Source organism: Hymenobacter terrigena, from assembly GCF_054776515.1.
Genome location: NZ_BAAHBU010000001.1, coordinates 1,424,862 through 1,447,208 on the forward strand (window position 1 = coordinate 1,424,862; position 22,347 = coordinate 1,447,208).

Annotated in this window: 18 protein-coding genes; 6 read left to right on the forward strand and 12 right to left on the reverse strand. The window is 56.8% G+C overall.

The genetic code is table 11. From position 1 onward, the window contains the following. Window positions 1-29 precede the first annotated feature (29 nt). Window positions 30-956, reverse strand: a complete 927-nt coding sequence (locus tag ACYU7Q_RS05865; protein WP_460608494.1) for a hydrogen peroxide-inducible genes activator — start codon at window positions 954-956, stop codon at window positions 30-32. Window positions 957-1,163: 207 nt separating this feature from the next. Here ACYU7Q_RS05865 and katG point away from each other — a divergent pair, with 207 nt between their 5' ends. Beyond that, window positions 1,164-3,422, forward strand: a complete 2,259-nt coding sequence (gene katG, locus ACYU7Q_RS05870; RefSeq protein ID WP_460608735.1) for a catalase/peroxidase HPI — start codon at window positions 1,164-1,166, stop codon at window positions 3,420-3,422. A 162-nt stretch (window positions 3,423-3,584) separates the two neighbouring features. On the opposite strand, the gene ACYU7Q_RS05875 is transcribed toward katG, so the two are convergent. The 3 genes from ACYU7Q_RS05875 to ACYU7Q_RS05885 are packed head-to-tail and all read right to left on the reverse strand — an operon-like array spanning window position 3,585 to window position 4,847. Next, entirely contained in the window at window positions 3,585-4,217 is a 633-nt protein-coding gene (locus tag ACYU7Q_RS05875) for a hypothetical protein (RefSeq protein WP_460608495.1), read from the reverse strand. A 34-nt stretch (window positions 4,218-4,251) separates the two neighbouring features. Continuing rightward, the gene (locus ACYU7Q_RS05880) at window positions 4,252-4,431 is read right to left on the reverse strand and encodes a helix-turn-helix domain-containing protein (protein ID WP_460608496.1); all 180 of its coding nucleotides are present in this window, start codon (window positions 4,429-4,431) and stop codon (window positions 4,252-4,254) included. Window positions 4,432-4,478: 47 nt separating this feature from the next. Next, window positions 4,479-4,847: a hypothetical protein gene (locus ACYU7Q_RS05885; RefSeq protein ID WP_460608497.1), complete on the reverse strand. Its 369-nt coding sequence runs from the start codon at window positions 4,845-4,847 to the stop codon at window positions 4,479-4,481. A gap of 356 nt (window positions 4,848-5,203) precedes the next feature. Here ACYU7Q_RS05885 and ACYU7Q_RS05890 point away from each other — a divergent pair, with 356 nt between their 5' ends. The 3 genes from ACYU7Q_RS05890 (at window position 5,204) to ACYU7Q_RS05900 (ending at window position 11,090) form a co-directional block, all read left to right on the forward strand. Next, a complete protein-coding gene (locus tag ACYU7Q_RS05890) occupies window positions 5,204-6,289 on the forward strand; it encodes an efflux RND transporter periplasmic adaptor subunit (RefSeq protein WP_460608498.1) in 1,086 nt (361 codons plus the stop codon). Window positions 6,290-6,454: 165 nt separating this feature from the next. Next, entirely contained in the window at window positions 6,455-9,646 is a 3,192-nt protein-coding gene (locus tag ACYU7Q_RS05895; RefSeq protein WP_460608499.1) for an efflux RND transporter permease subunit, read from the forward strand. Further along, window positions 9,639-11,090, forward strand: a complete 1,452-nt coding sequence (locus tag ACYU7Q_RS05900; protein ID WP_460608500.1) for an outer membrane factor lipoprotein domain-containing protein — start codon at window positions 9,639-9,641, stop codon at window positions 11,088-11,090. The genes ACYU7Q_RS05895 and ACYU7Q_RS05900 overlap by 8 nt, the downstream gene beginning before the upstream one ends. Before the next feature lie 108 nt (window positions 11,091-11,198). Here the strand turns inward: ACYU7Q_RS05900 and ACYU7Q_RS05905 are convergent, their stop codons facing one another. The 4 genes from ACYU7Q_RS05905 to ACYU7Q_RS05920 all read right to left on the reverse strand — a co-directional run bounded on the left by ACYU7Q_RS05905 (window position 11,199) and on the right by ACYU7Q_RS05920 (window position 14,820). Then, window positions 11,199-11,873, reverse strand: coding sequence for a hypothetical protein (locus ACYU7Q_RS05905; RefSeq protein ID WP_460608501.1), 675 nt, complete (start codon window positions 11,871-11,873; stop codon window positions 11,199-11,201). A gap of 420 nt (window positions 11,874-12,293) precedes the next feature. Continuing rightward, on the reverse strand, window positions 12,294-12,776 hold the full coding sequence (locus ACYU7Q_RS05910; RefSeq protein ID WP_460608736.1) for a GNAT family N-acetyltransferase: 483 nt from the start codon (window positions 12,774-12,776) through the stop codon (window positions 12,294-12,296). 213 nt (window positions 12,777-12,989) lie between these two features. Continuing rightward, window positions 12,990-13,871: a Rossmann-fold NAD(P)-binding domain-containing protein gene (locus ACYU7Q_RS05915; RefSeq protein ID WP_460608502.1), complete on the reverse strand. Its 882-nt coding sequence runs from the start codon at window positions 13,869-13,871 to the stop codon at window positions 12,990-12,992. Between the two features lie 76 nt (window positions 13,872-13,947). Next, window positions 13,948-14,820, reverse strand: a complete 873-nt coding sequence (locus ACYU7Q_RS05920) for a helix-turn-helix domain-containing protein (RefSeq protein WP_460608503.1) — start codon at window positions 14,818-14,820, stop codon at window positions 13,948-13,950. Between the two features lie 121 nt (window positions 14,821-14,941). Between ACYU7Q_RS05920 and ACYU7Q_RS05925 the strand changes: the two genes are divergently transcribed. Beyond that, window positions 14,942-16,102, forward strand: coding sequence for an XdhC family protein (locus tag ACYU7Q_RS05925; RefSeq protein ID WP_460608504.1), 1,161 nt, complete (start codon window positions 14,942-14,944; stop codon window positions 16,100-16,102). Window positions 16,103-16,108: 6 nt separating this feature from the next. Here the strand turns inward: ACYU7Q_RS05925 and ACYU7Q_RS05930 are convergent, their stop codons facing one another. Next, the gene (locus tag ACYU7Q_RS05930; protein ID WP_460608505.1) at window positions 16,109-17,029 is read right to left on the reverse strand and encodes a DUF6268 family outer membrane beta-barrel protein; all 921 of its coding nucleotides are present in this window, start codon (window positions 17,027-17,029) and stop codon (window positions 16,109-16,111) included. Between the two features lie 116 nt (window positions 17,030-17,145). Between ACYU7Q_RS05930 and purU the strand changes: the two genes are divergently transcribed. Then, complete coding sequence (purU, locus tag ACYU7Q_RS05935; protein WP_460608506.1) at window positions 17,146-17,979, forward strand: formyltetrahydrofolate deformylase; 834 nt, start codon at window positions 17,146-17,148, stop codon at window positions 17,977-17,979. A gap of 476 nt (window positions 17,980-18,455) precedes the next feature. Here purU and preA read toward each other — a convergent pair whose 3' ends face one another. From preA to ACYU7Q_RS05950, 3 genes are all read right to left on the reverse strand, one after another. Further along, complete coding sequence (gene preA / locus ACYU7Q_RS05940) at window positions 18,456-19,844, reverse strand: NAD-dependent dihydropyrimidine dehydrogenase subunit PreA (protein WP_460608507.1); 1,389 nt, start codon at window positions 19,842-19,844, stop codon at window positions 18,456-18,458. Between the two features lie 75 nt (window positions 19,845-19,919). Then, window positions 19,920-21,245: an FAD-dependent oxidoreductase gene (locus ACYU7Q_RS05945; RefSeq protein ID WP_460608508.1), complete on the reverse strand. Its 1,326-nt coding sequence runs from the start codon at window positions 21,243-21,245 to the stop codon at window positions 19,920-19,922. Between the two features lie 90 nt (window positions 21,246-21,335). Then, window positions 21,336-22,202, reverse strand: coding sequence for a nitrilase-related carbon-nitrogen hydrolase (locus ACYU7Q_RS05950; protein WP_460608509.1), 867 nt, complete (start codon window positions 22,200-22,202; stop codon window positions 21,336-21,338). Window positions 22,203-22,347 lie beyond the last annotated feature (145 nt).

Here is a 22,347-nt window from a genome sequence, read left to right on the forward strand (position 1 = left end):
TGTGTCGCTGAGCATTTTTAATTCATCCGTTAGCGCCACCGGATTTTCTCCCCCGACTTACCCGCACGCAACCGGGCGGGCACGCTGGCCAGAATCAACTCCCGTAAAGCGGTGAGCAACGTCGTTCGCACGAAGCCGTGATGCACCACCAAGCTCACCTCGCGCACCGGGGTTGGGTCCACGAAGCGTTTGAGGAGCGGATTGCTATCGACTTCGTCCAGCACGGCCAGCTCGGGCACCAGCGTGTAGCCGTGGTGGTGGCGCACCAGCTCTTTCAGCGTTTCGATGGAGCCGCTTTCGTAGGCCACGGCCCCGGTGGAAGCAGTCCGGCCGCACAGGTTCAGCACCTGGTTGCGGAAGCAGTGGCCCTCCTGCATCAGCCACAGGCCGGGGCTGGCCAGGTCGGCCGGGCTCACGGTGGCCCGGGCGGCCAGCGGGTGGTCCTCGGAGGCGAGCAGCAGGAAAGGCTCGTCCAGCAGGGGCAGCTCGTGCAACAGCCGGTCATCGAGCGGCGTGACCAGCAGCCCCACATCCAGCCGGTAGTCCTTGAGCCGCAGCATGATTTCTTCGGAGCGCAGCTCCTCAATGTGGACGCGCAAATTGGGGTAGGCCGTGCTGAGCCCCACCAGGAAGCGCGGCACCAAGTACGGGGCCAGCGTGGAGATGACGCCCAGGCGCAGCTCGCCCACTACCTCGCCTTTGGCCACCTGTACTAATTCGCGCAGCTGCTGGGCTTCGTGCAGTACGCGCCGGGCCTGGGCAATAACCTGGGCCCCTACGGCCGTGGGCTCGGCCCCGCGCTGGGTACGGTCGAACAGCAATACGCCCAGCTCCTCTTCCAGCTTTTGCACTTGCACGCTCAACGCCGGCTGGCTCACAAAGCTTTTTTCGGCGGCAAGGCCGAACTGGCGGTGCGTATCCAGGGCCACGAGGTAGCCGAGTTGTTGGAGATTCATAGCAAAAAAGCGGCGCGCCGATATAGGTTTTGGTTATAAAGTTATAAATAAAATCGATTTTGATTATGCATTTACGCCAATTAGCTTTGTGCAAAGCTCCCGCCTCTTGCCCTGTATCAGCCTCTCAAAACGGCTTCTCAGGTAAGTCCGCTAACTTTTTAATTCAACCGGCCTTTTATGAGGCTGACCACTAAAAACACTTACAACATGAGCGCCAACCTGCACGACCTTCCCCCGGAAAACTCCATCCTCCATGACCTCAACGCGGATGCTTCCCAGTGCCCTTTCCTAAATGGCGAGGTGAAGCAGACGGCCGGTGGCGGCCGCACCAACCGCGAGTGGTGGCCCAATCTACTCAAGCTGAGCATCCTGCGCCAGCACTCGCCCTTGACCGACCCGATGGACAAGGACTTCAACTATGCCGAGGAATTCAAGAAGCTGGATTTGAATGCGGTGAAGCAGGACCTGTTCGAGCTGATGACCAACTCGCAGGACTGGTGGCCGGCCGACTACGGCCACTACGGCCCCTTCTTCATCCGGATGGCCTGGCACAGCGCCGGCACCTACCGCATTACCGACGGCCGCGGCGGCGCGGGCGCGGGCATGCAGCGCTTTGCCCCCCTCAACAGCTGGCCCGACAACGCCAACCTCGACAAAGCCCGCCTCCTGCTGTGGCCCATCAAGCAGAAATACGGCAAGCAAATCTCCTGGGCCGACCTCATGATTCTGACCGGCAACTGTGCCCTGGAGTCGATGGGCCTGAAGCCTTTCGGCTTCGCCGGTGGCCGCGCCGACGTGTGGGAGCCGCAGGAAGACGTGTACTGGGGCCCCGAAACCGAGTGGCTCGGCGACAAGCGCTACGTAAACGACCGGCAGCTGGAAAACCCGCTGGCCGCCGTGCAAATGGGCCTTATCTACGTGAACCCCGAAGGCCCGGACGGTGAGCCCATCCCCGAGCGCTCGGCCCGCGACATCCGCGAAACCTTCGGCCGCATGGCCATGAACGACGAGGAGACCGTGGCCCTGATTGCCGGCGGCCACACCTTCGGCAAAACCCACGGCGCGGCCGACCCGGCCAAGTTCGTGGCCCGCGAACCCGCCGGTGCCCCCATTGAGGAACTGGGCCAGGGCTGGCGCAACAGCTATGGCAAAGGCCACTCCGAGCACACCATCACCAGCGGCCTCGAGGGCGCCTGGACGAGCACGCCCGCGCAGTGGGGCAACGGCTACTTCAACAACCTGTTCGGCTACGAGTGGGAGCTGACTAAGAGCCCCGCCGGCGCTCACCAGTGGCGCCCCGTGAACGGCGGCGGCGAAGGTACCGTCCCCGATGCCCACGACCCGAACGTGAAGCACGCCCCCTTCATGCTGACTTCGGACATCGCCCTGCGCGTTGACCCGATTTACGAGAAGATTTCGCGCCGCTTCCACGAGAACCCCGACGAGTTTGCCGATGCTTTTGCCCGCGCCTGGTTTAAGCTGACGCACCGCGACATGGGCCCGAAAGAGCGTTACCTCGGCCCCGAAGTACCCACCGAGGAGCTGCTCTGGCAAGACCCCATCCCGGCCGTTACCTACCAGGTGATTGATGCCCAGGACGTGGCCGCGCTGAAAGGCAAAATCGCCGATTCCGGCCTCACCGTGCAGCAATTGGTGTCCACCGCCTGGGCTTCGGCTTCCACCTACCGTGGCTCCGACAAGCGCGGCGGTACCAACGGCGGCCGTCTGCGCCTGGCCCCGCAGCGCTACTGGGAAGTGAACAACCCCGCGCAGCTCTCGACCGTCCTCAACAAGCTCGGCGGCATTCAGCAGGAGTTCAACGCGGCCCAAACCGGCGGCAAGCAGGTTTCGATGGCTGACCTCATCGTGCTGGCCGGTGTGGTTGGCATCGAGCAAGCCGCCAAAAACGCCGGCCACACCGTGACTGTGCCCTTCACCCCCGGCCGCGCCGATGCCTCGCAGGAGCAAACCGACGTGCAGTCGTTCCAGGCCCTGGAGCCGGCCGCCGATGGCTTCCGCAACTACCTGAAGACGCATCACCGCGCCGCCGCCGAGGAGCTGCTGATTGACAAAGCCCAGCTCCTGACCCTGACCGCCCCCGAGTTGACCGTCCTGTTCGGTGGCCTGCGCGCCATCAACATCAACTTTGACGGCTCGGACAACGGCGTGTTCACCACTCAGGCCGGTGCGCTCACCAACGACTACTTCCTGAACCTGCTCGACCTGAACACCACCTGGGCCAGCACCTCGGATGCTCAAAACCTCTTCAACGGCCGCGACCGCAAAACCGGCCAGGTGAAGTGGACCGGCACCCGCGTCGACCTGATTTTCGGCTCGAACTCCGAGCTGCGCGCCCTGGCCGAAGTGTACGCCTGCGCGGACTCGCAGGAGAAGTTCCTGAAGGACTTCGTAGCCGTGTGGGCCAAGGTGATGAACCTCGGCCGCTTCGACCTGGCCCAGGCGTAATGCCGCCCGCCAGCGCTTCCGCCCCATAAGGCGCAGAAGTAGCTGAAGCCTCAAAAGAAACGCCCCGTAACGAATTCGTTGCGGGGCGTTTCTTTTATAACACAATTAGCGACTCACGACCTAACTGATTATAAGTGTGCCATTCCAAGCGCGTTTAATAAATCAATCGTAAGTATCATCATCAGTTACCGGAGAAATTCCCCAATCCCAATGTTGCAATATCTTCTCTTCAGACTTGTCATTTTTTTCATTGTACCGATGAGCATGTGGCACAGGGAAAGAAAATGCTTTCTCTTGAAAACCGTGGGTTTGCAAAAAGGTGGTTTGTCGCTCTAAATCCCCATAGCAGAAAATAACATTATGCTGGTCATAAATTATTAGTCCTGAATTATCAGCAGCCCCAATCCAAATATGATGCCTTCCATCGGTCTCAAAAAATTCTTTGTATTCATTCAGAAAAAGCCTTACATCAGATATGCTTTCAATCAGATTTGACTGATACCTTCCCTGTTCGTGCCCTTGTCGTGGAACTACCAACACATAAAGGATATAATATGGCGGATTCAAATTTCCACAAAGGCTCAACATTAGGTCGATTTGATTTGCATCTGCCCCAATTTTCAGTCTGCTATATCTAGGATAAATTTCAATTTCATAGATTTTACCATATTCGTTATCAACGAAAGTATTATCATCTAACATTTTGGTAAATTTGTGCCCACTCTCCCAGTTGTTAGCTTGTGATGCAAAATTCCTCCCAATCTCCTGAGCTTTTGGCAAATCGAATTCTTCCATGTTATTCTTTATTAATTGTTTTTTAGAATTGTTATTAGTCCACCGTCAACTTCAAGTTTTTGCCAAAGCCCTCCCACACAATCCTTATGAGCGTGGAGAGGCGAATGTCGCTGGCGTTGTTTTCGATATGGGAGATGTACTTTTTCGTCGTATCGCACTTGGCGTCTAGTTCCTCCTGCATCATCTTGTTTTCCTCGCTCATTTCCTTGAGCATTGCGCCTAACTTAAAGGCTTCGTAGCCTTCTTCGAAGGTTTCGCGGGCTATACTTCCTTCAAGTCAGCTTTGGCATACAATTCTTCCTCAGTATTTAAGAAGTCGAACGTCTTGCTCTCGGCAGCTAGCTGCTGGATTCCCTGCGCCAATAGCTGCTCTTCGTAGCGCTTGCTCATAAAGTCGGCGAAGTCGGGAATTTCTTCGGCTTTATCGGCGGGAAGCAGGTTAATGGCTTTGATGGTGCGGTCGATAACTGCTTGCTTACTTGTCGTTATGGCTATGCGGGCTGGGTGAATTAAAGGTAACAGGAAAGGCTTCACTTTCTTCATCAACCCGCCCCGCCCCAAGCCCCAAAAGTGCCTCTGGACGCGGCAGATGCGGGCCGAAAAATATAAAGCACGGCGGTAAACCTTCATTTACGCTTCATGCCACCGGGGGGAAGTTTGTGCTGTCAACCCACGACACAAGCTGCGTTGCCTCGCCCCTCCCACCCTTCGATGCACGCATTCGGCTTGTTTTGGTTCCGGCAGGTTTGCTGGGGGCCAAGGGCGTTCTGCTGTTTGAGCGAAGCCTTCCGCGAAGTATGAACAACCCCAATCAGCCCAACCCGGCTCCGATTCTTGCTGGTCTTCCGGCCAATTCCACCGCCTGATTTGCCCCCCGGCACAGGCTTTCCCAATGCATCGCGGGTCAGGCTAGCCATTGGGGGCCGTTTTCTGAATTACCATTTTCTATGCAATACCACCCGCCTGTCACGTTACCCAAGGTTCCTATGAAAAGAGTACTCATGCTGCTGAGCTGCAGTGTTTTGTTCTACACCACCGGCTGCAAGGAAGAAAAAAAGGAAGTCGAAGAGCAGATTAAGTTGGTCGCCACCAGCCCGTTGCAGAAAGACACCACCATCACCAAGGAGTACGTGGCGCAGGTCCACTCCTACCAGCGCATCGAGATGCGGGCGCTGGAGAAAGGCTATCTGGAGAAGATTTTCGTGGACGAAGGCCAGCACGTGTCGCAGGGCCAGACCATGTTCCAGATTAAGCCCACCGTGTACCAGGCCGAGTTGAAGAAGTCGCAGGCCGAGGCTCATTACGTGCAGATGGAGTACCAGAACACCAAGAAGCTGGCCGACAAGAACATCGTGTCGGGCAGCGAGTTGGCGCTGGCGCAGGCCAAATACGACAAGGCCAATGCCGACGTGTCGCTGGCCCAGACGCACCTCCAATTCACGACCATGAAGGCACCGTTTAGCGGCATCATGGACCACTTCCAGGCCCGGCTGGGCAGCCTCGTGGATGAAGGCGACCTGCTGACGACGCTTTCGGACAACAGCAAAATGTGGGTGTACTACAACGTACCCGAGGCTGAGTACCTGGCTTACAAAGCCCACTCGAAAACCAACGACAAGGCCGCGCACGTGAAGCTTCGCATGGCCAACAACGAGGTATTCGACCAGACGGGCATTGTGCAAACCATTGAGGCTGATTTCAATAACGAAACCGGCAACATCGCCTTCCGCGCCACCTTCCCTAATCCCGACGGCCTGCTGCGCAACGGCGAAACCGGCAGCGTGCTGATGACCGTGCCGCTGAAAGGCGCCGTCATCATCCCGCAGAAAGCCACGTTCGAAATCCTCGAAAAGAAGTACGTTTTCGTGGTCGACAAGAACAACGTGGTGCATCAGCGCGAAGTGAAAATCGCCTCAGAAATGCCTGACCTCTACATTATTGGCTCCGGCATCACCACCAACGACCGCATTCTCCTGGAAGGCCTGCGCAAGGTGAAAGACGGCGACAAGGTGGCTTATGACTACAAGGCGCCGCAGGGGGTTCTCTCGAATCTGAAGGTAACCGCCGAATAAGCGGACTACATAGGCCGTCATGCAGAGCGCAGCGAAGCATCTCGCCCGCCACCACTAAATCTTACGATTGAGTTGCGCTGCGCAGTAAAGATGCTTCGCTGCGCTCTGCATGACGGCCTTCGATTCTTAATCGGCCTTTCCTAATATTCACACAGCCAGAAGAATATGTTTAGTAAATTCATTCGCAGGCCCGTATTTGCCATTGTTATATCGGTGTCCATCCTGCTCATGGGCGGGCTGGCCATCATGCAGCTGCCCACGTCGCAGTTTCCGGAGATTTCGCCGCCCCTCGTGATGGTGAGCGCCTCCTACCCCGGCGCCAGCGCTAAAGTGTTGACCGAGTCGGTGCTGATTCCGCTGGAGCAGGCCGTGAACGGCGTGCCGGGCATGAAGTACATGACCTCCGACGCCGTATCGGCCGGGGAGGCCAACATCCAGATTGTGTTCAACCTGGGCACCAACCCCGACCAGGCGGTGGTGAACGTGAACACCCGCATTGCCCAGGTGCTCAACCGCCTGCCGCTGATTGTGCAGCGCGAGGGTGTGATTGTGAACCGCGTGGTGCCCAACATGCTGATGTACGTGAACTTGTACTCGAAAGACAAGAACACGGACATGAAGTACCTGTTCAACTTTGCCGGCGTGAACATGATACCCGAGCTGCAGCGCCTCGGCGGCATCGGCCGGGCCAGCATCCTGGGCAGCCGGCAGTACGCCATGCGCGTGTGGCTGAAACCCGACCGCATGCGGGCCTACAACATCTCGGTAGACGATGTAATGAAGGCGCTGGACGAGCAGAGCGTAATTGGCTCGCCGGGCCGTATCGGCCGCGCCGATGGCAAGAATGCGCAGTCGCTGGAATACGTGCTGAGCTACCAGGGCCGCTTCAACGACGTGGAGCAGTACAAGAACGTGATTCTGAAGGCTAACCCGAACGGGGAAAGCCTGCACCTGAAGGACGTGGCCAACGTGGAGCTGGGCTCGGAATACTACGACATCTACTCCAACCTGAACCAGTACCCCTCGGCGGCTATTGTGCTGAAGCAGACCTACGGTTCGAACGCTTCGGACGTAATTAAGGAGGTGAAAGCCAAGCTGGAAGAGCTAAAGAAAAGCAGCTTCCCGCCCGGCATGGACTACAAAATCACCTACGACGTGTCGAACTTCCTCGACGCCTCGATTGAGAACGTGATTCATACCCTGCGCGATGCCTTCATTCTGGTGGCACTGGTGGTGTTCATCTTCCTCGGCGACTGGCGCTCGACGCTGATTCCGGCGCTGGCCGTGCCGGTGTCGCTGGTGGGCTCGTTCATTGCGATGCAGGCGTTTGGCCTCACCATCAACATGATTACGCTGTTTGCGCTGGTGCTTTCGATTGGTATTGTGGTCGATAACGCCATTGTGGTGATTGAGGCGGTGCACGCCAAGATGGACGAGCAGCACCTATCGCCTTATAATGCAGTCCGACAAGTCGTTGGCGAAATCAGCGGCGCCATCATCGGCATCACCATCATGATGACAGCCGTGTTCATTCCGGTGTCGTTCATGAGCGGCCCGGTGGGCATTTTCTACCGTCAGTTCTCCATTACCATGGCCACGGCCATCGTGATTTCGGGCCTCGTGGCGTTGACGCTGACGCCGGTGCTTTGCGCCATGATTCTGAAAAACCACCACGGCCAACCCAAGAAGCAAACGCCGCTGCAGCGTTTCTTCGACTGGTTCAACCGCGGCTTTGAGAAGCTGACCAATGCCTACGTGGGCCTGTTGCAGCGCATTGTGGCCAACCGCATTGTTACGTTCGTGATGCTGGTAGCATTCGGGCTGGGCATTTGGGCCATCTCGGCAGGTTTGCCAGCCGGCTTCATTCCGAGCGAAGACCAGGGCCTGATTTACGCCATTGTGCAGACGCCACCCGGCACCACGCTGGAACAAACGAACGCCGTATCGAAGCGCTTGCGCGACCTGGCTAAGGACGTGCCCGGCATCGCTAACATCTCGACGCTGGCCGGTTACGAAGTACTGACCGAAGGCCGCGGCTCGAACGCCGGTACTTGCTTGATTGACTTGAAGCCATGGTCGGAGCGCAAGGAATCCATTGCCGAGATTGTGGCGAACCTGGAGAAGAAGGCCCACGAGATTCCCGGCGCGACCATCGAATTCTTCGAGCCGCCGGCAGTACCGGGCTACGGCGCGGCGGGTGGTTTCCAGCTGCAGATGCTCGACAAAACCAGCACCGGCGATTACAAGGCCCTGGAACGGGTGAACAACGAGTTCATTGCCAAGCTGAAAAAGCGCAAGGAGCTGGCGGGCGTATTCACCTTCTTCTCGGCCAATTACCCCCAGTACGAGCTCAAGATTGATAACGAGCTGGCCATGCAGAAAGGCGTGAGCATCGGCAACGCCATGAACACGCTCAGCATCCTGGTGGGCTCGACTTACGAGCTGGGCTTCATCAAGTACCAGCGCTTCTTCAAGGTGTTCGTGCAGGCCTCGCCGGAGTACCGCAAACTGCCCGAAGACATCCTGAACATGTGGGCCAAGAACGACAAGGGCGAAATGGTCCCGTTCTCGGCCTTCATGAAAATCGTGAAGTCGCAGGGAGCCAACGAAATCAACCGCTACAACATGTACCCCACGGGTTCCATCCGGGGCGGGGCTGCCGCCGGCTACAGCTCGGGCGAGGCCATCAAGGCGGTGCAGGAAGTGGCCGAGACCCTGCCCCATGGCTACGGCATCGACTGGGGCGGCCTGTCGAAAGACGAAGTGGGCCGCGGCAACGAGTCGACCGTGATTTTCCTCATCGTACTCGTGTTCGTGTACCTGGTGCTGGCCGCGCAGTACGAAAGCTTCCTGCTGCCGCTGGCCGTTATTCTCTCGCTGGTAGCGGGTGTGTTCGGGTCCTTCCTGTTCATCAAGATGTTTGGCCTGGCCAACGACATCTACGCCCAGGTAGGTCTGGTAATGCTCGTGGGTCTGCTGGGTAAAAACGCGGTACTTATCGTCGAATTCGCGGCCCTGAAACACGAAGAGGGCATGAGCGTGCGCGACGCGGCCATCGAAGGTGCCAAGACCCGTTTCCGCCCGATTCTGATGACCTCCTTCGCCTTCATCGCTGGTCTGATTCCGCTGGTGGTGGCTACGGGTGCCGGTGCCATTGGCAACCGCACCATCGGTAGCTCGGCCCTGGGCGGCATGCTGTTCGGTACGGTGTTCGGGGTAATCATCATCCCCGGCCTGTACTACTTCTTCGGAACCCTGGCCGGCAACAGCAAACTGATTAAGGATGAGAACGAAGCCCCCATCCTCGAAGGCGTAGAGCCCCGCGTTACACTTGAAGAAATGGAGCCTTATGCTTAAGAAACGAATTTATAAAGTCCTCGGCGCGGCCAGCCTGGCCCTTGCCGTAGGAGCCTGCAAAACACCCGAATTGGTGGTGAAGAATGAAAGCCGCAACGTGCCGGCCAGCTATTCCACCGCCACGTCCTCGGCCGCTTCCCTCGACAGCGCCAACACCGCCCGCGTGCAGTGGAAGCAGTTTTTCAACGACCCCAACCTGCAGGCGCTCATCGAAACCGCCCTGCAAAACAACCAGGAGCTGAACATCACGCTCCAGGAAATCGAAATTGCCCGCAACGAAATCCGCGCCCGCCAGGGCGAGTACCTGCCCTTCGTGAGCCTGGGCGCTCGTGCCGACGCCGAAAAAGTGGGCCGCTACACCCTGCAAGGCGCCACCGAGGAGCAGGTTCAGATTCAGGAAAACCGCCGCACGCCCGACCCACTCACCAACTTCCAGCTGGGCGCGTTTGCCACGTGGGAAGTCGATATCTGGCACAAGCTGCGCAATGCCAAGAAGGCTGCGGCCATCCGCTACCTGGCCACGGTGGAGGGTAAAAACTTCATGGTGACCAACCTGATTGCTGAAATCGCCAACTCCTACTACGAGTTGCTGGCCTACGACAATCAGCTGGCCATTGTGAAGCAGAACATCGGCATCCAAAGCAACGCGCTGGAGCTGGTGAAGCTGCAAAAGGAGTCGGCCCGGGCTACCGAACTGGCTGTGAAACGCTTCGAGGCGCAGGTGCAGCACACCAAGGCCCTGCAGTTCAAGCTTCAGCAAAGCATCGTCGAAACCGAGAACAAGCTGAACTACTTGGCCGGCCGCTACCCGCAGCCGGTGGCGCGCAACGCGCAGTCGTTCAACGACCTGCTGCCATTCACCATTCAGGCTGGCTCGCCCGCACAGCTCCTGGCTAACCGCCCCGATATCCGGCAGGCCGAGCAGCAGCTGGCCGCCGCCAAAATCAACGTGCAGGTGGCGCGCGCCAACTTCTACCCCTCGCTGGGCCTGACGGGCGGTGTGGGTCTGGCGGCCTTCACGCCCGGCCTGCTGGTGTCTACGCCCCAGTCCATGCTCTACGCACTGGGCGCCGACTTAGCCGGTCCGCTGTTCAACCGCAATGGCATAAAGGCGGCTTACTATACCGCCAACGCTGCGCAAACCCAAGCCGCCTATCAGTACGAAAAGACGGTACTGAACGCCTACATGGAGGTGTCGAACCAGGTGGCCAACATCGGCAACCTGGCCAACAGCTACGACGCGAAAGCCAAGGAAGTGGCCGCCCTCAATCAGTCGGTCGACATTTCCAACAGCCTCTTCCGCTACGCCCGCGCCGACTACACGGAAGTCCTGTTCACTCAGCGCGACGCCTTGGAATCGAAGTTCGACCTCATCGAAACGCGCATGCAGCAGCTCAACGCCTCGGTGAACGTGTACCGCGCCCTGGGCGGCGGTTGGAAGTAATCAGGCCCCGCGAGTAGCTGAAGCAGCTATTGCCTAAAAGAGAAACGCCCCGCGACAGATTTGTCGCGGGGCGTTTTTGGGTTTAAATCGGGCATCAGCCACAGTTAGTTATCTCACTTTTTTTATCCTTTCCAGAGTCGGATAAAGCAATGATGGGATTTCCTTGTCAACCACCATTCTATAATCCACTTCCTCTTTGCTTAAAACGTCAACAACTAAACAATCTTCAGGCTTTATTTGATATTTTGTTCTAAAATTGTGTGTTAAATAAATTTGGAGTGCTTCTGCGAAAATACCCAATTCTCCATTTTTGAAGCCTTCTAGTTTTGCTAAAAACCATATTGCGCCAACGTATCTATTATTTCCGTCGTCATATGAATATACTTGAGCGGGAGTTATCTGCACAGGAACATCAGCTATTTCAATTATTGCTTTTTTACTGTCTTTATTGAGTATTACACTGTTTAATGGCAACCAATCATTGAAAGCAGTGTCTTCATAATTATGAAGCACACTAAGGCTCCTTTCGTACATATCCTTTGTTTGTTTAGAAATATCTGGCTTAATGCTAGCTAGAATATCGGCAATTTTCTCTTTAATTGGCTTGGTATTTTTCTCCCTGACAGCATTACTCATTGCGCTCAGACTTCTAACCCAGTAATCGCCACCACCGCCTTCTGATTTTATTTCACTTTTCTTCCTCAAATTCTCAAGAAACGTTTTCTGGCTTTTTTCAGATTTATTCCGAAAAGTCACGATGTTTTTTACAGAAATTTTATTCATGCCTTTTTGTTGATTGAGTTACTAAAATTGAGTGAGTTGAGTAAACTATCACAGAAGGCCATTTTTCCATTCAGAGCACTCACTGCGACAGGCAAGTACTCAGAACAAGTACTTGATGCAGCAATATAGACACATTTATTTGGACAACAGATACCACAGGCTACAAATCATTCACTATTGCTGCTAATTATATAAAATATAGGCCCTGCCCTATATCACGGTCTGCATAAAAAGTGTTACGGCATCTTTCCTTCCTCAATCGCCTTAATGTCAAGTCGCTTCATTCGCTCAAGGAGCTCTTTCATGGCGTTTAGCTATTCTGGGGAGTAGCCCTGCCACTCGGTGGCCTCGCCTGCGGCCCGCAACGGATGGCAGGAGCGCTACGATTTGGTGAGATTACCGGGAATTCAAGGCAGCTTTTCAGTCCGAAAGCTTATAAATAAATTCTTCAATTTCGGTTTGCCGAGCGTTGGCAAATCCTTTATCCGTTCCCGTTTTCACAAAGCCGCATTTCTCCAGAACCTTTTGTGAGCCATAATTATCGAAAGCTACACCGCCATAAATGGGTCTGGCTTGTTCAATTTTCAAGAATTCACGCAAAGCATTCGTAGCAATTCCGTGGCCCCAAAATTTCTTGTCAATCCAATAAGTAATTCCAGCTTCCCCGTGCAATATAAATTTCGCTATACTGCCTACAATTTCCCCGTTGGATTTTATCGTCTGCATATTTATTGTCGGGTCAGCTAAATGCTTTGCATATTTTTCGATGTAGGCATTTTTGTCGCTCGGGTCTTTCTGAGTGAACGCGGCTAAACGGTTTGCTTCTTCGTCAAGCTGAAACTGAAACAGCGTGTCTAAATCGTTTCTTACCGTTTTACTCAGAGTGATATCGACGGTTTTCATCACATTAGAATCTAGTTAGGGTTAATTCGGGTGCGGCTTTACACTTAAGTAAAGGATGTACCAGTAGCCAGGCCATGTACCTATGCTAGGTCCGCGGGCCCATCATGCTGAGCGCAGCCCAAGCATCGATACCGCAATATTAAACGAGATTAGTTGCGAGATAGAGATACTGCGGTTACGCTCAGCAGGATGGGCTGCCTTCCCTTCTACTCATTAAAAAGCCGCCGCAAATTCCTTTGCGAAATCTTCCAGCTTTACCCTGCCTAAGCCGGGCCGATGCCGCCAATAATCCTCCCCCAATTTGCCGCTGTTGATGCTGGCATAGATGTCCACGACTTCATCGGCTCTATCAGCCGGCACGCCGTTTTTCACCATTCCTTCCCGCATCTGCTCATCAGTGAAGGCCACCCATTTCAATTCGGGCTTGCCAATGGCGGCGCCTAGCACTTGCGCAACTTCATCGGCGGTTCGTTCGTCGCTGGCTACGTAGCGCACGTTCTGGGCAGTAGCAATTGCTGGTTTGGTTAGTTCTTCGGCAGCGGCTACGGCAATATCCCGCGGGTGCACAAAGGCTACTTTGATATCGCCCGCATAATTGGCGCCCATTATTCCTGCACTTTTTATCATCCCGGCCGAGGGATAAAAATTGGTGTAGAAAGACGTGGGCCGCAGGTGCGTGAGCGCAATGCCGGGCACTTCGCGCAGAATCATCTCCACGTCGTACGAGCCGAGAATGCCGCCGGTACCCTCTGCCAGATGCGCGCCCCAGCTGCTGAGCTGCACCACGCGCCGCACCCCCGATTGCTGAACAGCCAGGGCATAGTTGCGACCAATTTGCTGGTGGTATGCCCGCGAATCGGCTACGGCGAAGTGCGGCGGCACCATCAGATACACTGCATCGGCACGCGTGAAAGTCGCCGTCAGGAAGTCTACATCTTCCACCGTGCCGATGGCGGCGGTAGCCCCTAGCGCTTCAATTTCCGCCTGCTTGTCCGGCTTACTGCTGATGACCGTGACGGCGTGGCCCTGCTGCACCAGCGCGGTGGCCAGGGGCTTGCTGATGTTCCCGAGGGAACCGGTGAGAATGATTTTCATACGGCAAAGCTCCGACTACCTTCAGCCCCAAGAAAGGGCGAAACGGCGGGAAAATTGGGCCAAAGTGCGGCAAGCCTCAGGCCCAGCGCTGCCGGTAAGTAGCCGGCGAAACACCGGTACCTTTCCGAAAGAAACGGCCAAACGTGGATTGGTCGGCAAAATGGAGCGTATCGGCAATTTGGCCGATGGTGAGGGCCGGGTTTTGCAGTAGCACATTGGCTTCCAGCAGCACGGCCTCGGCCAGCCACTCCCCGGCGCGCTTGCCGGTGGCCTCCTTCACGGTTTTAGCCAAGTGCTTGGGAGTGATGCAGAGCTTATCGGCATAAAAAGCCAGGCTCCGCTCGGCGGCGTAGTGGGTACCGACCAGCTTTTTAAACTCGGCGGCAATCAATTGGCTGCGCGTCTGGATGGCCTTCGATGAAACGTGCTGCGCGCTGTAAACGGGTGCTATTTCGTGCAGCAGAATATGGATGAGGCTACGCAGAATTTCTTCGCGGTAGGCGTGCGGTGCCTCGTATTTTTCTTCGATGGTATGCAGCAGCGCGCTGATACTTTTGGCCGGCGCGGCGGCTAATTGAAATACATGACGGGCATCGCGCTCAAAAAACGAAAAGGCATCCGGATTGAAGCTGCTATTGGCCGAAATAAATTCCCGGGTAAAAAAGATGCTCAGACCTTCGAAGTCAGCCGACATAAACGGCCACTGCTTGATGACATAGGGTGATAAGAGCATCAGTGAATCAGGCCCAATATCGTAGGTTTCCAGGTTGACCTTCAAGCAGGCCCTGCCGCGCAGGCAGACGCCAATTTTATAGTAATTGCTGCGATACGGCAGGTCGATGGGCAGATGAGCCGACACCGAATTCGGCCCTAAAAAGAATACTGCCGCCGACGTTTCGGCGGTTTCAGTAAGGGCGTCTAGTTGATAGAGGGGAATGGCGGCCGTCATAATAGACAAGATACAGTCGTTAGTCGGAGCCTCGGCCCCGTTCTAAACCACACCTCCCAGCCGGCGGTTTACATAACCCCGTCCCGCCACCGGGCGTACTTCCTCCGCCAACTGCCGCTCCATGACCGAACTCCAACGCCTGCTCCTCGCCTACGACCGCCACCGCGCCCAGGCCCGCCCCTGCGCCCTGGCCACGGTAGTCGAGGTGCTGGGCTCGGCCTACCGCCGCCCCGGCGCCCGCATGCTCGTGACCGAAGACGGCGAGCTGACCGGGGCCATCAGCGGGGGCTGCCTGGAGGGCGATGCGCGCCAGCGCGCGCGCCAGGCCATTTTCCGGGGCCAGCCCGCGCTGGTCACCTACGACACCCGCGACGAGGACGACCCGCGCCACGGCCTCGGTCCCGGTTGCCAGGGCGTGGTCCGCATCCTACTGGAACCGCTGGACTTTGCGGCCCTGGATAACCCGGTGGAGCTGCTGCGCGCCTTCGCCCAACATCCCGAGCCGGCTGTGCTGGCCACCGTGTTTGAAACCGATACCTCGGGCCTGAAAGCAACTGTTGGGCAACGCTTGCTCCTCTCCGCTACCGGGGCGCTGCGGGGCACTCCCCTGCTGGCCGCTCCGCTGGCCGAAGCAGCCAGGCAAACGCTGGACCAGGGCCAGTCGCAAATTCTTGACATCGAAACCGATGCTGGCCCGGTGCGTGCGCTCCTGGAGGTGCTCACGCCGCCGCTGCGCCTGGTGGTGTACGGCGCGGGCAACGACGCGCAGCCGCTGGTGCACCTGGCCGCCTCGCTCGGCTGGCACACTACGGTGCTGGATGGCCGGCCCAATCTGGCCACCGCCGCCCGATTCCCAGAGGCGGCCGAAGTACGCATCGTGCCCGTTCGGGAATTGGAAATGCTTGCCCCTGATGCGGGCGCTTACCATGTACTGCTCAGCCACAATTATGCTTACGATTTGGCCGCGCTGCAAACGCTGCTGCCCGTTTCCGCGCCCTATATCGGCCTGCTCGGCCCGCGCGCCAAAGCCGGGAGGCTGCTGCGGGAAGATGAGCTGAATCTATCCGAAGCAGAAATTTTGAATGCGTTGCAAAACCGCCTGCACAGCCCCATTGGCCTAAGCCTGGGCGGGGAGACGCCGGAGGAAATCGCGCTGGCTATCGTAGCCGAAATTCAGGCCGTAAAAAACAAACGGCAGCCCCAGCACCTGCGCGACACAACGGCCGCTATTCATGCTGATTCGCCTAAAGCAAGCAGCCGGGCAACGATTGAAACGGCCTAATGCTAATCACGGGGCGGGCACCCGGTAACTCAGCGCCAGCCGGAACGCCAGGCCTTTTTCAATCGGCGAACTCAGCGGCGAGGGAGCCTTGCCCAGCCCGATGTAATCGATGGTAGCGGGCCACTGCTCGTCCCTGGCATACACTTCGAGCCGCCGCGTCACCGCATAGGCGGCGGTGGCCCGGAGCGCCCAATGGGTGCTCAAATATGCTTCGGCAAACAAGCCATAATGCCCCTGCTGGTATTGGAAATATTGGTCGTTATTCAGCAGCCGATAAGCCGTGTTGATGCCGTTCAGATTGAAGCCGATATTTACCCGGGGCGTAGCGGCATAGCTGGCCGTGAAGGTGGTGGGTAAGTCGCCAAACAGTCGCCACCGCTGCCCCAGCTGCCAATCGAGGCCCAGCAGCAGCACATATTGCGGGCCATAAAACTGCTGCCGGTAGCCCACCGTGAGCCGATAAGCGCGGCGGGCGCTGCTACGGTAGGCGGCCCGGACCACGCCGCCCCAGGTGACATCGGCCCCGCGCACTTCGCGCAGGTCCGAGTTGAGAGCGGGCAGCACGAGGCCTGTCAGCTCCGTACGGGGCGACAGGCGCTGGCGGTAGCCCAGCACCGGCGTGATGCTGTACACGTTGTGCACCTCAAAACCGGGCCGGTTGCCACTGAAACGCAACGTTTCGAGGTTCAGTCCGGCTAAAACTGCGTGCGAAGTATCAGCCGCCACGGCAAGGGGTGCGATGATATTGGCCCGAAAAACATCGCCCCGGAATGTGACTTCGCTGCCGCTTTTCTGCTTTAGGGGCAGCACTTCGTAACTCAGGCCGATGCCCTCGGCATACCCCTGCGCCCTACTGATGGATGGAACTAGCAAACAGGTGCTGAGCAGCAAGGCCGGTAAAATCCGGGCAGGTAGAAGTGGATGCACAGAAATATCAAAGGAGAATTACGCAGCAAATAAAAGCCCCTGTTAACCAATAGCCAGCGCTCTACTTTTGCAGCGCGGCTTTTTGCCAATTCAACTGATTACTCACGCTCTTCCGCATGACGCATCTGCTACTTATTCATTGCCCCGACGAACCGGGCCTGGTCTTTAAAATCACGGGCGTGCTGTTCAAGCACGGTCTCAACATCATTCGGAACGGCGAATTTGTGGAGCGCGACGGCAACCACTTTTTCATGCGCACCGAAGTGGCCGGTGCGTTCGACCCGGAGGCGCTCCAAGCCGATTTGCGCACGGCTCTGCCCCCGTCGGCCGTCATCCGCCTCACCACCAATCAGCCGAAAAACATTGTGCTGATGGCCACTAAAGAGCATCACTGCCTAAGTGAGCTGCTGGTGCGCCACGAATTCGGCGAGTTGAATGCCCGCGTCCTGGCCGTCATCAGCAACTACGAGGTGCTCGGCGACCTCACCCGCAAGTTCAACTTGCCCTTCCACTACCTGCCCCACGCCGACCGCTCCCGCGAAACGCACGAGGCCGAAGTGCTGGCCGTACTGGCCCAGTACCAGCCCGATTTTGTGGTGCTGGCCAAATACATGCGCATCCTGACTCCTGAGTTCGTGGCGCATTATTCCAATCGGCTCATCAACATTCACCACTCGTTTCTGCCAGCCTTTGTGGGGGCCAACCCTTACGCGCAAGCCTACGCCCGGGGCGTGAAAATCATCGGAGCTACTGCCCATTTCGTGAACGAGCAACTCGACCAGGGCCCCATCATCGCCCAGAACGTCATCCCCATCGACCATACCCAGAGCGCCCACGAAATGGCCCAGGCCGGCCGCGACGTGGAAAAAATTGTGCTGGCCCGCTCCCTCAAAATGGTATTCGACGAGCAGGTATTCGTGCACGGCAACAAAACCGTTATTTTCGACTGATTCACCGAATTAACCGCACAAAAAAAATGGGCTACTCACGTAAGTGAGCAGCCCATTTTGCTATCCAATTGCTACCGTTTTAATCACCGCGGCGGCGTCCGCCACCATGACCGCCACCGTAGCCCCGGCCTCCGCCGTAACCGCCACCATAGTGATTACCTTCATAGTGAGGACGATTGTATCCTCCGCGAGGGACTACAATCACGGGGCGAGGATTGACGTAGTAGGGACGTGCGTAGCCATAGTACGGTCGTGGGGCGGGCGGGTAATAGCCGTAGTCGGGGCCATAGCCCGGGCCGGCAGCAACGCAACCCCCCAACATAAGCAAGCAGATGCTCAATGCAAAAATCACCGATTTGGTCTTCATGATATAGGCAGCGTGCCGAAGCACGTCGATTTACAGGTTAGTGTACTTCTACGTCTATTAACAAAATACGGACCAGAATTAGTGCATTCAGACCGGGCCAAGCTCCTGCTTAAGCCTCGGTCGGCAAAACGGTTTCGCCCGAATACAGCCGGGCTTTGCCGGGCAGGGTTTTGTGGCGCTCCTTGCCCAGTGCGGCGCTGGGCTCGGGTACCCAATGGTGGCGGCCACCGGCACGTTCGTCGTTAAATTCGGTGGGGGCGGTCCCGGCTTCGGTGCGCTCTTTCCAGGTGAGGTGCTGGGTGCCGTCGTCGGTGCGCTCCATCGTGATGCACTGCTCCACGGGGCACACGAGCGAGCAGAGGTTGCAGCCCACGCAGTTTTCCTCTATGATTTCGGGGATGCGCGTACCAGCGTTCAGCTTAATGGCCTGGTGGGCACCATCTTCGCAGGCCGTATAGCACAGCTGGCAGCCAATGCACTTGTCCTCGTTGATGTTGGCCGTCACCTTGTACTTCATGTTCAGGTCTTCCCAGTGCAGCACATTGGGCAGGGCCTTGCCCACCATGTCATAAATGGTGTTGAAGCCCTTTTCCACCATGTACTGCTCCAGCCCCGAAGTCATCTCGCGGATGATGCCGAAGCCAAAGTGCATGGCCGCCGTGCACACCTGCACGCTCGAAGCACCAAGTAGAATATGCTCCACCGCATCGCGCCAGTTCTCAATGCCGCCAATGCCCGAGATGGGCAGGCGTACGTCGGGGTGCTGCGCGCAGTTTTTTACCATGTTCAGGGCAATGGGCTTCACGGCCGGACCGCAGTAGCCGCCGTTGGTGCCTTTGCCATCCACAATCGGGTACGGGGCAAAATGGTCCAAATCGACGCCTACGATGCTCTGAATCGTATTAATGAGCGAGATGGCATCTGCGCCGCCTCGACGGGCAGCCATGGCGGGCTCCGTGATATCCGAGATGTTGGGCGTGAGCTTCACGATGACGGGCTTTTTGGCCACTTCCATCACCCATTCCACAATCATCTGGAGCACCTTGGGCTCCTGCCCTACCGCCGAGCCCATGCCACGCTCGCACATGCCGTGCGGACAGCCAAAATTCAGCTCGAAACCATCGGCACCCGCGTCCTGGCTCTGGCGCACGATGTCGTGCCACTCCTGACGCGTCTGCACCATCAGCGAGGCGATGACGGCGTGGTTGGGGAAGCGCTTTTTCACTTCCTCAATCTCGCGCAGGTTGTCGGCCAGCGGGCGGTCCGAAATCAGTTCGATGTTGTTGAAGCCCACGAGGCGCTTGTCGCGGTAGTTCACGCCGCCATAGCGGCTCGATACGTTCACGACGGGCACACCCAGTGTCTTCCACACCGCGCCGCCCCAGCCGGCGTCGAAGGCTTTCATAATCTGGTAGCCGGAATTGGTGGGCGGGGCCGAAGCCAGCCAGAACGGGTTCGGCGATTTAATGCCGGCGAAATTGATGGATAAATCAGGCATAATGTAGCGCGGACTGTTAGTCCGCGATTGAGTACGAAATGAAGATGGATTCAACTCGCGGACTAACAGTCCGCGCTACTTGCTCAAATAAGCGTGAATACCGCGCGCCGTAAGCTTCGCTTCCGCTGCTGCGTTCACCACTTCGGCCCCGCCATTCCAGGCATCACCGGAAGCGAAGTATTTCGGATTCGAAGTCTGCCCGGTGTGCGCATTGGCGATGATGCGGCCTTTGCCATCCAGCTTCAGGCCAGGAATCAGGCTCAGGAATTCCGTTTGCTTGGCCTGGCCGGTGGCTTTAATCACCATATCACAAGGCTCAACAAACTCAGAGCCGGCGATTTCCGATACCTTGCCATCCTTGGTTTCGGTACGAATGAATTTCACGCCCGCCACGTAGCCATTGCCCGTAATTTCCACCGGCGCTACGTTAAACAAGCCCTTCACTCCTACCCCTTTGGCCAGGTCATACTCGAATTCGTAAGCACCCATTTCCTCCTTAGCCCGGCGGTAAGCCAGAATCACATTTTCAGCGCCCAGACGGGAAGATTCGGAGGCAGCGTCCATGGCAGTATTGCCGCCGCCCAGCACAATCACCTTGCGTCCAACAGCAACTTTATGTTGGAACTGACGCAGTTCGGCAATAAATTCTACCGCGCCGGTGCAGTTGATTTTATCCTCGCCGGGCAAGCCCAACTCATTGGTTTTACCTAGGCCAATTCCGAGGAAAATAGCGTCGTATTTATCCTCCAATTTCTCTAATTCCTCACGCGAAGAAATAGCCGAATTGAAATGCACATTATAGCCAAATTGCGCCTGTAAATAGGCCATTTCGGCCAGCGTTTCTTCGTTGGTGATTTTGTACGGCGCTACGCCGTAAACCGTCAATCCAGAAGGCTGCGCTTTAGCTTCAAAAACATCGACGCCGTAACCCAGCGAGCGGAGCTCACAAGCAGCCGAAATGCCAGCCGGGCCAGCTCCAATTACAGCCACTTTCTTGCCATTATCCGCACCAGGGCCGAACAGTTTTTCACCGCTCTTAATCACCTTGGTGGTGGCGTAGCTTTGCAAGCGGCCAATCTCAATTGGCTTCACTTCCTGCAAGTTGTACACGCAGGCACCTTCGCACAGCACTTCCGTAGGGCACACTTTGCCGCAGGCGTTGCCGAAGTAGTTGGCCTCGTAGATAGTACGCGCCGCGCCGGTGTCGTTGCCCGAATTTATCTGGCGGATAAACTGCGGAATATCAATCCCCGACGGGCACGCTTTTATACACGGCGCATCGAAGCAAAAGAGGCAGCGGGAGCTTTCGTAAAGCGCCTCGGTGCGGTTCATCACCGGCTTCAATTGCGCGAAATTTTCCGCGAATTGCTGTTCGGTGGTAGGTGTAGAAAATTCAGCCATTGGGGCAGGTTAATTCGAATTATTAGTGAATAAAAAAACGGTCATGCTTCGATTTTGCTTAGCATGACCGTTTTTATGTCAGCCAAGCGCCTACAATTCTACCAGTTTCTCGTAGGTTTCCGGACGGCGGTCGCGGAAGAACTGCCAGGTATTGCGCACTTCCTCAATCATGTCGAGGTCGAATTCAGCAATCAGCAATTCGTCCTTATATTCATCGGCCTGCGCGATAATTTGGCCACGCGGGTCCACGAAATACGAGGTGCCGTAGAAACGGCCCAGGTTCCAGGGCTTCTCCTCGCCGACGCGGTTGATGCAGCCCATGAAATAGCCATTGGCGGCCGCGTGAGCGGGCTGTTCCAGCTTCCAGAGGTACTGCGAGAGGCCGGCCACGGTGGCCGAGGGGTTGTACACGATTTCGGCCCCGTTCAGGCCCAGGATGCGGGCACCATCGGGGAAGTGGCGGTCGTAGCAGATGTACACGCCTACTTTGGCGTATTTGGTCTGGAACACGGGGTAGCCCATGTTACCGGGCTTGAAGAAAAACTTCTCCCAGAAGCCGGTGGTGTGCGGGATGTGGTTTTTGCGGTACTTGCCGAGGTAGGTGCCGTCGGCATCAATCACGGCAGCGGTGTTGTAGAGGAAACCGGCCGACTCGCGCTCGTACACGGGCACAATCATCACCATGTTGTACTTCTTGGCGTATTCGGCCATGCGCTCGGTAGTCGGGCCGGGCACCGATTCGGCCGAGGCATACCAGGCTTTGTCCTGGCCGGGGCAGAAATACGGGGTGTTGAAAATTTCCTGCAAACAGAGAATCTGCACACCCTGGCGGCCAGCTTCTTCAATGAGCGGAATGTGCTTGGCTTCCATGGCAGCCATGATTTCCTGAATGGTGCCTTCGCCTTCGGTCATCGGCAGGCTCATCTGGATGAGGCCGGATTTAATAATTCTGGGCATTGTTGGGGTGAGAATGGATGAAGTTGAGTTTGGTCGTGGCGAGTGTCCTGCGGCAAGAATTCCCGGCAAGGCACATTGCTTAAAGTCGTGATGAATGTTAATTCAGATTAAACAGCCCAAAGCGGGCTTTAAATTAAGCAAAAAA